Source organism: Sorangium sp. So ce296, from assembly GCF_051529605.1.
GTDB lineage: Bacteria > Myxococcota_A > Polyangia > Polyangiales > Polyangiaceae > Sorangium > Sorangium cellulosum_D.
The window spans coordinates 2,259,157-2,271,447 of the sequence record NZ_CP150325.1 but is presented as its reverse complement, the minus strand read 5'-3'; the positions used below and the strand labels follow the sequence as shown (position 1 = coordinate 2,271,447).

Below are 12,291 nucleotides of genomic sequence, written 5' to 3'. Positions count from 1 at the left end.
GGTCTGCTCAGTCCGGTTTCGCCGCTGGTGCCGGCGCCCTGCCGTCGCTCTCGCATCGCACGGCAAGCCTATGTCCCTGGTCTGCTCGGCTTGAGGATGGGCTCTACCGAACGCATACGTGCGATACATCCATCGAGGTCTTCTGGTCGTCACCTTCCACGTTTGGCAAGGATCCCTTTCGGCGTCGCATTGGTCGCGGCCTTCGCCACAGATCGGAGCACACGTGCTCCGTCGCTCAGGAGAATGCGGTGCGTTCGCGGAAAGCAGAATTGATCGACAATTCCCGGACGTTTGGCACCCACTACAATGAAGTAGAAGAAGCCAAAGATCGCGAACTGGTACACGTGATAGCCGTCTTGCCGCTGCCCCTCGGGATGAATCACCAGCCGGTCGATCCGAGGTCCGGTGCCTCCTTGGACATCGAGCAGTTCAATCATTACACGTACGTTTGACGGCAGCCCTGCGGTGCCATATAAGTAATTTCGAAATTCACCATTATAGCGCTCGCCGAGGTCAATCTTGGGATAGTGGCTGCTGACGCTTGCACGCCACAGGACACTCAACGCGAAGAATCCGAGATCGGCGGGGATCTGTCGTCCATCTGCAACCCTGAAGCCATCAGGATCGCCCTGCAGAAGAGTCACTTGTTTCAGCGCAGGGAAGGTATCATCGGGCTGCAGCGCGACGTTAGCGACCGCGCCCTCGACTTTTGAGAATCGCTGCTCGCACGAGGTACATAGCAGGTACTCTGAGATCTGAGTGCTAGTGATGAGCGCGGTTCCGTCGTGAACCTGGACAGGCGCTTGGTTTCCACTGGTGGTGGGAGGAGCACTCTTATATAGCCGCCGATACGTCCACCGCGGCATGATGTGGCTGTCTCTCAAATCTTGGATCGTGAGGCATAGCTTGCATTTGCCCTGCATAATGTCTCGCTTGCGTCGCGACTGAAGTTGGCTGCGGTCCTCTCGATGCCAGCGGAGGGGCCGTCCCGTGTCAAGACGAGGCATGCTGCTCCCGCAGGGGGAGCGGCCCGGCCGCCCTGTCCCGGTGCTGCCGCGCCCGAGGCCTTCCGAGACGAACTGCCGGTGCACCCTGCTGCCGGCGTCGTGAGAACACGATATCGCGCGATTCGCCCATGTCAAGGGGGCGGACGCGAAATATCCATTCTAAATTGTGCGCGCGCACGTCAAAGAAATCAATTAACTAAAGATAGATTCTTGTTAATATTTGGGCTGATTGGCTTATTTGTGTTGATTGGTTTATTTATTTAAGCTGATCAGTTTATTGGGGTTGATTGGCCTATTTATTTAGGCTGATTAGTTTGTTTATTTTTCTGCGGTGCGGCCGCGCTGGCGCGCAGCTTTTCTGCGATGCGGCCGCGGGCTGGCACGCAGCTTGCGACGGGTGAGTGGGTCGCGACGCGCTGCGTTGGCGGGCGCAGTTGAGCCCGCCGGTCTTCTTCAGCCGCCGGCACGGCCGAGTCACCCATGACCGCCGCTTGAGGATCTGTGGAAGGCCCGTCGGCGCTCTCGCGGAGCGTACGACAGCTTCGTCGGCGGGACAGGACGGCGGGATCACGTTTGCGGGCAGGACCACGAACGCCCCGCTGCGCCAGCACGCCAGCTCGGACCCGGGGTTGGTCCCGCAGGCCTGGTGTCAGCCGCTCGCCCGCCGTGGAGCCTCGTGGAGCTCCGTACCCTGGCGTCCCCCGCTGCGCCCGTCCCCGGTGGTCCCTCTCACACCGGCCCCATCCCAAAATCCAGCGGCGCCAAAATTTGTCAGGTCACACGCAGGTCCCACAAAAGCAAGAAGACACGGCTCTCGCCGTGTCTTCTTGGTGGAGGCGCCGGGAATCGAACCCGGGTCCGCAAGGCATCCAGTCTACCTTCGTTCACGTGCGTAGTCGCCATGCGCCGGCGACGGCGTTCGTAGATTCGGCTACGACCTATCCCTCACTGAATCTCGGCCGCGTTATCGAGGGCACCCTCACGCGACCCAGCCCTGTGGTTGACACCCTTAGAGTACTAGGACGACCTTCTCCTCGGATGGCTTAGCGGTTATTAGGCCGCAACAGCGTATGCGTTGTCGTTCGCACTTGTAACGTCCCGCTTGATAGGCGGAGCAGGAGCCGCCAGCACGCAGACAGACCTTCAGTCCCCACGTCGAAGCCGATCGCCCCCTCGTGGTTCGTTCAGACGGACCAAACATTGCTAGAAACTGCGCTGCCGTCAACCCCTTCGCGTCAGATCGCTCTGCCGCTGAGCGCGCCGTGCGGCGGCCGTCGGTCCGCGGTCTCGGGTTGCCCGGGTCGGTCCGCCTCTTCCGGGCATTCTCTCTTCGGCCTGCCCCTCGGCGCCGTCCCTCACGCAGCCGTCCGCTTCCGCGGCGCCGCCGCGCTCCCCCAGCGTCCGCTCCGCTGCGTCCTGCCGCGCCCGCTCCCGCGCTTGCACCTGCTCGCGCTCGGGCCTGCCCCCCAGGCGCTCGCGCCGCTTCCCCCGCTCGCGCCACTCCCCGCTGCCGCCCCCTCGCGCCGCTTCCCCCGCTCACGCCGCCCCCGCCGCCTCCCTCCGCCCCCATCGCTCCCCGCCTCCCGTCGCCTCCGCCTGCTCGCCAGCCGCTCTCGACGGCTCCCCCTGGCTCGGCTAAGAAGCCCGCGAAAAGGAAAAGGAGACGGGCAGCTTATGACGAGGATGGTCCACTGCGTGAAGCTCGGCCGCGAGGCTGAGGGGCTGGAGAAGCCGCCGCTCAAGGGCGAGGTGGGCAAGCGGATTTACGACAGCGTCTCGAAGGAGGCGTGGCGGATGTGGCTGGAGCACTCGAAGATGCTGATCAACGAGTACCGCCTCGATCTGATCTCCGAGGCCGGCCAGCGGATCTGGATGACCGAGCTCGACAAGTACTTCTTCAGCGGCGGGAACGAGGCCGCGCAGCCGCCGCCCGACTTCGTGGCGCCCAAGGACAAGCAGGAGTAGCCGCTCCCCGTCGGCCCTGCCGCCGGCGGCGCTCCCGTCCACCTGCCGGCTGCGGTCGTGCCGCCCACCTGTCCGGCTTCGCTCTTCCCGACCAGCTGCGCCCGCCGGCGTCCTCCACCCCTGCGGATGCGCCCCACCCCTGCGGATGCGCCCGCCATCCGAGGCCCCCCGGGCCCCCTGGCCCTCCCGGGCCCCGGCCCCCCCGGCTCACCCCGTCACTTCAGCGGCCCCGGCGCCGGCAGCGCCCCCCCGCCGCGCACGTACTCGATCAGCGCCGCGCCCATCTGCTTGTCGACCTTCTCGCACTTCGCGCTGACCGCCCCCATCGTCGCGCCCTTGCACTCCTTCCGCCGCTCGGCGACGATCTTGCCCACCTTCTCGTCGGCCTGGAACGCCTCGCGCGTCTTCTCATCCAGGCTCTTCCACGGGATCGGCGCGAACTTCGGCTTCGGCGGCACGTGCTGCCGGACCTCCTCCGTCATCAGCGACGCGCACGTCCCGTCCCAGCGCAGCACGTCGTAGCCGCCCCCGGCACCGCTCACGACCATGCCCCCGGTGTCCGGCGCCCGGTGATAGAGGATCAGCACCTCCTCATCGAACAGCAGCTTGTCGTTCGAGGACGACCCGCCGGACGCGTTCCACGCCTCGGTGTCGCGCGTGAGGTACCCGCGCGTGAACGGCGACCCCTTGGCGAACAGGCTGAGCGCCACGTCCGGATAGAACCCGCTGCAGAGCCGCTTCACGAACGCCGCCGGCGGCACACACACATCGCCCTTCTGCTCGCACGTCGTCGGGATCTGCCTTGACGCATCCGCCGCCGCGTCCTCCTCCTTCTTCCCGTCCCCGTCCTCCGCCGCCTCGCCGCCCGGCGCCGGCGCCGACGCCGCCGCCTCGGCCTCCGCAGGCTCCGGCGCCGACGGAGGGGGCGCCGCGCCGCCACAAGCGACAAGGGAACCGATCAGAACAAGCACAAAAGAGCTCTGGACAGATCGCATGGCCCACGAACCTACCGGAGCCGGCACGCCCCTCCGCATGGAAAAACGTCAACAACCCACGACGCAATGCGCTAGCACAGCCGCGAAACATCGTGGCGCAACGCAGGAAATTCACCCCACCGTTCACAACGCAATGCGCCACCCGTCTCGACGGTCCCCACGACGGCCATGATGGTTCAGTTTTCCGACAGCGCTTGACATCAGCTGCCCATCAGCAGAGTCTGAGCCGGTTCCGGCAGGAGGTGGTCATGCTGGATCTTTCTTCGTCCGCATCATCATCATCGCGTGTTGGCGGTTCGCGTAAGTGGAAGTCTCACACAGACGCTCGTTCGTGGGGACGACGGGTGTCCGCTGGTCTCGGCGGGTGTGCGATACTCGCCTCCTGGGCGCTCCTCGCCGGCTGCGGCGCGGCCGAGGAGCAGCTCGAGCCGTGGGACACCGGCGAGGTGATCACGGGGGCAGGCGGCGGCTCCGCCTCGGGTGGGTGGGAGAGCGCCGCGGACGGCTCGGGCGGGACCGGGGGCGGCTGGCCGTCGTCGGCGAAGCTCGGGCCGCCGTATCCCATCGTGCTCGCCCACGGCTTCTTCGGATTCGAGGACTTCGCGGGCGCCGGATACGTCAGCTACTTCTACAACGTCAAGCAGACCCTCGCCGAGGGCAACGAAGCGGTGTTCACGCCCTCCGTCGATCCGTTCAACAGCTCCGAATACCGCGGCGCCCAGCTGATCGCGCGGATCGAGCAGATCCTCGCCGAGACGGGCCACGAGAAGGTGAATATCATCGCCCACTCGCAAGGCGGCCTCGACGCCCGCGTGGTCGCGCACGATCGGCCCGATCTCGTCGCCTCCGTCGTGACCGTCGCCACGCCGCACCTCGGGTCGAAGATCGCCGACATCGCGCTCCAGCTCGTCGCCCACGAGCGCCTGCAGGACGTCCTCGACGACCTGCTCAACGCGATCGGGGCGCCGCTCTACGACCAGATCGGCGAGGAGACGAGCGTGTTTGCGTCGCTCGAGCAGTTCTCGACGCCAGGCATCGAGGAGTTCAACGCGAGGTACACCGATTCTCCCGGGGTGTTCTACGCCTCCTTCGGCGGCAGGACCGACCGCGCGCTCGGCGGCCGCGACTGCACGACGCTCGCCCCGGCGCCCTTCGTCGCGCAGTTCGACGACGGCCTCGATCCGGTGCACCCGCTGCTCTCGCTGACAGAGACCATCCTCGACGGCGGCTTCGGGGAGTCGATCCCGAACGACGGCCTGGTGCGCGCGCGGGACGCGCGCTGGGGCAACTTCTGGGGCTGTCTCCCCGCCGACCATTTCGACGAGATCGGCCAGCTCTTCGGGCAGAGCCCGGGCGAGGGGAACACCTGGCTCTATATCGACTTCTACCGCGCCGTGATCGAGCGGCTCCGGCAAGAAGGCTTCTGATCGCCGTCGAAAACCGCCCCGAGCGGCGCCCGGTCCAGTACCATGCCCGGCCGATGCTCAAGGCGCTGCTCACCTCGTCGCTCCCGCTGCTCGCCCTGCTCAGCGCGGCCTGCAGCAGCGACGTGCGCCGGTTCCCCCTGCGCGATCCGGTCTGGCGCGACGCCGATCTGAACCCCGTCTCGCTGCCCTGCCGGCCCGATCCCGAGGCCCCCAAGGACGATCCGCGGCACCGCCTCTGCACGCCGGAGCCGTACGAGTCGTCGTTCGCGTGGGACGCCGCCGACAACCTCGTCTTCCGGCCGGTGACGCGGTTCCTCGCCGTGGATCCGGGCGGGGAGGCGGTCAACGTCAACAGCGTCGACGAGGTGCCGGACTCGAGCTGGTTCACGAACCGGATCGGGAAGCGGCCGCTCTCCGTCGAGGAGCTCGTGAGCGGGCCGTGCGGCGACAAGACGCTCGACCCCGAGGCGCCGGACGGGTCCTGGGTCATCGACATGGGCAAGCCGAACGGCGCGAACCCCGGCTTCCGGATCAAGGTCGAGGGGGTCGGCAAGTTCATGCTCAAGGCCGATCCCGCGGAGCAGCCCGAGCGGGCGACCGGCGCCACCGCGATCGCGGCGCGCCTTTACCACGCGGCCGGCTACTGGGCGCCGTGCGACTCGGTGGTCTACCTGAAGCCGTCGGTCCTGAAGCTCTCGCCCGGGCTCACCGTGACCGACAACAGCGGCACCTCGAGGCCGTTCGATCAGGCGGCGCTCGACGGCGTGCTCGCCAAGGCCGCGAAGCGGGGGGACCGGGTCCGCATGGTCGCCTCGCGCTGGCTGCCGGGCCGCGCCCTCGGGCCGTTCAAGTACGAGGGGACCCGGGAGGACGACCCGAACGACGTCATCCCGCACGAGGACCGGCGCGACCTGCGCGGCGGGCGCCTGCTCGCGGCGTGGCTCAACCACTTCGACTCGCGCGAGCAGAACTCGATGGATGTCTGGCTCTCCGAGGACGAGGACGACAAGGACGCATCGCCCGGCCACGTGCGGCACTACTACATCGATCTCGGCGACTGCTTCGGCAGCGAGTGGGACTGGGAGGGCATCTCGAAGCGCCTCGGCCACGCCTACTACTTCGACGCCGAGTACGTGCTCCTCGACTTCGTCACGCTCGGCATCCCCGAGCGGCCGTGGGACCGGGCGACCCGCGACCCCCAGGGCGACATCTTCGGCTTCTTCAACGCCCGCGACTTCCGCCCGGAGCGCTGGCGGGGCGGCTACCCCAACCCGGCCTTCGGCCGCATGACCGAGCTCGACGGCGCCTGGGCCGCGCGCACGCTCGCCCGCTTCACGCCGGAGCTCGTCGAGGCCGCGGTGCGGGCCGGCGATTTCACCGCCCCGCGGCACACCGCGTGGCTGATCGACAAGCTCCTCCAGCGAAAGCAGGCGATCATGGCGCGGTACCTCACGCGCCTGTCGCCGATCGCCGACGTCGCCGTGGCCTCGCCGGCGGAGCTGTGCGGCGTCGACCTGGCGCGGCGCACCGGCGTCGCGCGCGCGCAAGATCTCCGCTACGAGGCCGCGATGTACGCCGGCGAGGCGCTCGCCCTGCGCGCGCGGCCGGCCGTGCGCCCCTCGCCGGACGGCCGCGTGTGCCTGTCGCTCCCGCACATCGCCGATCAGGGCGGCGCGCCCGACGACGCGGCCTCGCGCTACGCGATCGTCGACATCCTCAACGGGCAGGCGCCCGGCCCGCTGCGCGTCCACCTCTACGACCTCGGCCCGCGCCGCGGCTACAAGCTCGTCGGCATCGAGCGCCCCGACGATCCCTCCGCGCCCGACTGACCCTCTTCGCCCCGCCGCTCGCTTAAAAACCGCGGCTGGCGCCGACCATCAATCGCAGATCTTGCAGGCCGGCCCCCTGCGCGAAGGTCTCGGTCGCCGAGCCGATCAGGAAGTCGAAGGAGTGGTCGCGCGCGCTGCTCGTGCGCAGGCCGAGCACGAACGACATGCGCAGCAGGTCGAGCTCGAAGTCGCGGAGGTGCTCGCTGAACACGTTGCCCGCGGCCACCTGCACCGTGCCGTCGAGGAACGCCCAGATCGGGTATCGGTACTCCAGCGTCGCCGCGGCGGCGCTCCGCCCGCGGAGGCGCCCTTCGCGGAACCCGTGCATCGGCGCGCCGCCGCCGAGCTCGGTGAGCTCGGTGAAGGGGACCTCGTCGGGGCCGAGCGGGTCGGCGAAGGCCGCCGAGAGGACCAGGCTCACGATGCGGTCGTGCCCGGTGAGATCGACGAACCCGCCCAGCGAGCCGCCGTAGCGGATCCACCGGCTCTGCAGCGGCCGCTCCAGGTCGGCGGCGTGCTCGCCCGAGAGCTCCAGCCGGACGCCGTGGCCCCGCTCGGGGCGCGGCCGCCGCGAGTCGAGGGCGGCCCGGGCCCCGATGCGGTACGCCGTGTACCCCGTGTCGAACGCGGGCGGCAGCGGATAACGCCCGTTCGCGACCCGCCAGCCGACCGTCGGCTCGCAGCAGATGTCCTCGAACTCGACGGTCTTCGCGCCGGTGTACGCCTCGACGAAGCTGAACGCGTCGAAATCGACGTGGACCGTCGCGCTCCCCTGGATGCTGTGGGCGGCGTAGCGGGCCCAGTCGCGCCCCAGGGACCTCGGGCCGATCCCCGCGAACAGCCAGTCAGGCCGGGTGTCCGCCTCGCCGCGGAGCTTCAGGTACGCGCGCCCGTCGAGCGGGATGCGGTCGGCGATCGTGAGCCGCAGCCAGTCGATCCCGCCCGTCGCCGCGTGCACGCGGAGCTCGTTGCCCGGGAAGAACAGGTCGTCGTAGAAGAAGTAGACCCCGACGCTCTCGCGAAAGCCGAAGTCGAAGAGCGCCGTCGGGACGATGCCAATCGTGTCGTTGGGCCCGAAGGTGAAGATGTCCTTGAGCTCCTCGATCCACTCGCCCTCCTCCGCCGCGACCGTGAGGTAGCCGAGCGGCCGCCGGACCAGGTACTCGCTGGCGAGGTAGGCGGGGAAGAACAGGACGCGCGGCACCCAGAGGAGCGCGTCGCCGGCGCTCGCCCCCTCGTCCGGGCGACCATCGTAGTCGGGCAGGGGGCGCCTCGCGCTGGGCGCCTGCGGCGCCGCGACGGGAGGCCGCGCCGGCGCGGCCGCCGCGCGGGGCGCTGGCGGAGATCCCGGGGCCGGAGGTGGCGCCGCGGCCGCTGGGGCGGCCGCCCCAGCCTGCGGCGCGGCCGCCCCAGTCGCGCCCCCCGTCTGCTGCTGCGCGGCCGCCCCCGGCCGCGGCTCAGCGGCCCCCGCCTGCGGCGCGGCCTGCGCCTCGGCGCACAGCGACAGCACCGCGCAGCTCGCGAGCGCGGCCGTGCGCCGCCGAAACCCCGTGCCGATCGCGCGCGTCCATCCCTTCTCGTCAGGTCCCAATCCGCCTCGTCTCTCGCACGTCGCCGCGCGGGAGCCTAGCGGAGTTCCCGACCGGCGCGACGTTTGTCCGCGCGGCGCGCCTCTGTCCAACGCCCTGTACGGCGCTTCACACACGCGGCGCCGCGACGGAGGTTGCCGGCCGGGACCAGGCTGGATAGCCTCCCGCGCTCGGGCATCGGTCCTGTTCCGGTGCCGCCTGAACGGCGGTTGTCCCGGGATGGAGCGGCGCGTGGCGAGCACTGGCGAGAACGAGACACCGGCCCGAGGGGTCCTTCACCGGCTCCTGTCGATCTTCGCCGAGGTGAAGCCGCGCGAGGTCTTCAGCGTCCTCGTCCTGACGCTGAACGTCTTCCTCCTGCTCACGGGCTACTATCTCCTCAAGGTGGTTCGCGAGCCGCTCATCCTCGCGGGCGGCGGGCTCGAGATCGGCGGGCAGAAGCTCGACCTCGACGGCCCCGAGGTGAAGGCCTACGCGGCGGCGGGCCAGGCGCTGCTCCTCGTCGGCGTGGTCCGCGCCTACGGCGCCATGGCCCGGCGCTTCGGGCGCATGCAGCTCACCACCGCGCTGACGCTCTTCTTCGCCGGGAACCTGGTCCTCTTCTTCTTCCTCGCGCGCCTCGGCGTCCCCCTCGGGGTGCCGTTCTACCTGTGGGTGGGCTGCTTCAACCTCACGGTGATCGCGCAGTTCTGGTCGTTCGCCAACGACGTGTACACCCCCGAGCAGGGCAAGCGGCTCTTCGCGATCGTCGGTATCGGGAGCTCGCTCGGCGCCATGTTCGGCGCGCAGATCGCGAAGCGCGTCTACGTGCCAATCGGCCCCTACAACATGATGCTCGTCGCGGCGGGCGTGCTGCTCGCCTGCCTGTGGCTCACCTACCTCGTCCACCGCGACGACCTCGCGGGCCCAGGCGGCGGGCCGAAGAAGGCCGATGCGCCGCCCGGCGGCGCGGCCGGCGGCTTCAAGATCATCGCCGGCGACCGCTATCTCCTCCTCATCGCCGCCCTGACGCTCGTCCTCAACTGGGTGAACTCGACCGGCGAGTACATCCTCGATCGCACCCTGATCGAGTCCGCCACGAGCGCGCTCGGCCAGGAGAGCGCGCCGGCCGCCGCAGGCGAGGAGGCGCCGGCCGCCGCAGGCGAGGAGGCGCCGGCCGCCGCAGGCGAGGAGGCGCCGGCCGCCGCCGAGGGCGCGGACCCGGGCGCGCCGCTCGCCGCGGGCGCCCCGGTCTACCTCGTCGATCCGGAGGCGTCGCGCCTGCTCGAGGGGAAGATCGCCGCGGTCAAGGGCGGCGCGTTCGACGTCGAGGCCGGCGGCAAGGTCGTCGAGGGCGCCGAGAAGGGGCTCGTCCACCCGCGCACGGAGAAGGGGAAAAAGGCGGCGCTCGGCGCGATCATCGGCACCTTCAAGGGCGATTTCTTCTACTGGGTGAACACCCTCGGCGTCGTCCTGCAGCTCTTCCTGGTCTCCCGCATCTTCAAGTACTTCGGCGTGCGGTTCGCCCTGTTCATCCTCCCGACCATCGCCCTCCTCGGCAACGCGTCCCTCGCGGTCCTGCCGGCGCTCGCCGTCGTGCGCGTCGCGAAGATCGCCGAGAACAGCACCGACTACTCGGTCCAGAACACGGCGCGGCAGGCGCTCTTCCTGCCGGTCGGCCGCGACGCGAAGTACAGCGCCAAGGCCGCCATCGACACCTTCGTCGTCCGCGCGGGCGACGTGCTCGCCGCCGTCGGGGTGATCGTCGGCCAGGTGCTCGCGCTCTCCGTCCGGCACTTCGCCATGGTCAACATCGCGCTCGCGCTCGCGTGGCTCGGCGTCGTGGTCGGCATCGCCCGGGAGCACAAGCGGCGCGCCGCGGACGAGCCGGAGGCCGAGGACCTGAAGGCCGCGTAGCCTCAGGGCCGGCCCGCCGCCGCCTCCGCCTTCCAGGCCTCGTAGGCCTCCATCAGGGCCAGGTACACCCAGCGGCCGATCACCTCGGCCCCCGCGCCCGACGGGTGCGCGAGATCGGCGCCGCCGAGCCCCCGCTGGACCCACACCCCCATCGAGCCGGAGCCGCCCATCGCGCCGAACGTGTCGAAGTAGCCGCACCCGACCTGCCCGGCCACCCGGCGCTGGATCGCCGCGAGCTTCGGGATCACCGGCCGGCTCCGGTAAACCTCGCCCTTCTTGTCGGCGCGGTCCATCGGGCCGACGAGCAGGCACGACGACTCGGGCAGCGCCGCTTTCACCTGATCGAGCACCGCCTTCATCGTCGACTCGACCTGATCGAGCGGGAACAGCTCGCCGTCCTCGCTCTCGTTCATGCCGTACTGGAACACCGTCAACGACGGGTTCCGCGCGCGCAGCTGCTCGGCGAAGTGGGCGTCGTCGCTCTTGTCGAGGAAGCGGATGCGGCAGCCCTGGATGCCGATCGCGTCGAGCACCACCCCCGGCGTGTCCCGCTCCATCCAGACCCCGAACGCGCGCACCCCCGGCCCGCGCGCCCACACCTCGAGCGCGTGCGGCCCGTCGGGCACCTCGTAGGTCGCGATCGCCGAGCTGGTCGCGTCGGCCCGCGTGTCGATCGTCTCGCGGCTCTCGCCGTCGATCTTGATCTCCATCCGCCCGCCGTCGGGGTGCTTCAGGTAATCGACGGCGAACCGCGACACCGCGCGCCCGTAGCTCCCGGTCTCCGCGGTCGCGAAGCGCGAGAACACCCCCGCGCCCTGCGAGCGGAACGACACGCCCCCGAGCCCGTACAGCCCGTCCTTGGCGAACGGGCCGACGACGCGGCTCACCTGCCAGCCCGGGCCGGCGGAGCGCACCACGTCGTTGTGGAAATATCCAGGCCATGCGTTGGCCATCAGCATGAACCCGTGGCCCGCGTCGCCGAACCGCTTCTGCAGCTTGCGCCGCAGCGTCGCGGTCACGAAGTCGCTCGCCACGATGGAGTCGCCGAAGTAGGTGACGCGCGCGATCGACCCCGGCGCCTTGCGCTCCACCGCGGCGAGCGCGCGGAAGAACGGCGTCATCGCCTTGCCGCTCGGGTCCTCGATCGGGCGCGGCGGCTTCCCCTCGGAGGCGACCGCGGCCGGCACGAGCTCGGCGGCCGCGGGCGGCAGCGCGACCTCCTCGGGCTGGCGCAGCTCGGCCTGCTCGGTGGTCTCCGTGGCGAGCGTCGTCTCCCCGACCGACGCGACGGGCGCCGGCGCCGGGACCACGACGAGCCCCTCGCCCTCGGGCAGCGGCGTGAGCAGCCGCAGCCGCGAGAGGCGCGGGTGCGCGTAGGGCAAGAGCACGAGCAGCGCGAGCGTGGCCAGCGCGCCGGCCGCCGGCGAGACGAGCCCGTTCCGCGGCGGCGAGCCCGCCGGCGCGCCTCCCGCGGGCGGCGCGCCGCCGGGCGGGGGAGCGCCGTGGTCGGCCGGCTCGCGATCGGAAGGCCCGTGGACGGCCGGCTCGTGGGCGCTGGTGCTGCTCGTGGACATCATCGATGC

General features: G+C 70.1%; 8 protein-coding genes and 1 other RNA gene. 4 read left to right on the top strand and 5 right to left on the bottom strand.

Going from position 1 to position 12,291, the window contains the following annotated elements:
- Positions 1 to 149 precede the first annotated feature (149 nt).
- Positions 150 to 923 (bottom strand): hypothetical protein, encoded by a 774-nt coding sequence (locus tag WME98_RS08725; RefSeq protein WP_437950852.1) that lies wholly within the window; start codon positions 921 to 923, stop codon positions 150 to 152.
- Positions 924 to 1,835: 912 nt separating this feature from the next.
- Positions 1,836 to 2,180, bottom strand: a transfer-messenger RNA (tmRNA) gene (gene ssrA / locus WME98_RS08720).
- Positions 2,181 to 2,681: 501 nt separating this feature from the next.
- Between ssrA and WME98_RS08715 the strand changes: the two genes are divergently transcribed.
- Positions 2,682 to 2,972 carry an oxidative damage protection protein gene (locus WME98_RS08715; RefSeq protein WP_437950851.1) on the top strand — a complete coding sequence of 97 codons (291 nt, stop codon included), beginning with the start codon at positions 2,682 to 2,684 and terminating at the stop codon, positions 2,970 to 2,972.
- A gap of 215 nt (positions 2,973 to 3,187) precedes the next feature.
- On the opposite strand, the gene WME98_RS08710 is transcribed toward WME98_RS08715, so the two are convergent.
- A complete protein-coding gene (locus WME98_RS08710) occupies positions 3,188 to 3,967 on the bottom strand; it encodes a hypothetical protein (protein WP_437950850.1) in 780 nt (259 codons plus the stop codon).
- Positions 3,968 to 4,311: 344 nt separating this feature from the next.
- Between WME98_RS08710 and WME98_RS08705 the strand changes: the two genes are divergently transcribed.
- Both WME98_RS08705 and WME98_RS08700 read left to right on the top strand, forming a co-directional pair.
- The gene (locus tag WME98_RS08705; protein ID WP_437950849.1) at positions 4,312 to 5,394 is read left to right on the top strand and encodes an alpha/beta fold hydrolase; all 1,083 of its coding nucleotides are present in this window, start codon (positions 4,312 to 4,314) and stop codon (positions 5,392 to 5,394) included.
- A 53-nt stretch (positions 5,395 to 5,447) separates the two neighbouring features.
- A complete protein-coding gene (locus tag WME98_RS08700; protein WP_437950848.1) occupies positions 5,448 to 7,223 on the top strand; it encodes a hypothetical protein in 1,776 nt (591 codons plus the stop codon).
- Between the two features lie 22 nt (positions 7,224 to 7,245).
- Here WME98_RS08700 and WME98_RS08695 read toward each other — a convergent pair whose 3' ends face one another.
- Positions 7,246 to 8,814, bottom strand: a complete 1,569-nt coding sequence (locus WME98_RS08695) for a BamA/TamA family outer membrane protein (RefSeq protein ID WP_437950847.1) — start codon at positions 8,812 to 8,814, stop codon at positions 7,246 to 7,248.
- Positions 8,815 to 9,043: 229 nt separating this feature from the next.
- On the opposite strand from WME98_RS08695, the gene WME98_RS08690 reads away from it, so the two are divergent.
- On the top strand, positions 9,044 to 10,708 hold the full coding sequence (locus tag WME98_RS08690) for an NTP/NDP exchange transporter (protein ID WP_437950846.1): 1,665 nt from the start codon (positions 9,044 to 9,046) through the stop codon (positions 10,706 to 10,708).
- Between the two features lie 2 nt (positions 10,709 to 10,710).
- Here the strand turns inward: WME98_RS08690 and WME98_RS08685 are convergent, their stop codons facing one another.
- Entirely contained in the window at positions 10,711 to 12,285 is a 1,575-nt protein-coding gene (locus tag WME98_RS08685; RefSeq protein ID WP_437950845.1) for a GDSL-type esterase/lipase family protein, read from the bottom strand.
- Positions 12,286 to 12,291: the final 6 nt, after the last annotated feature.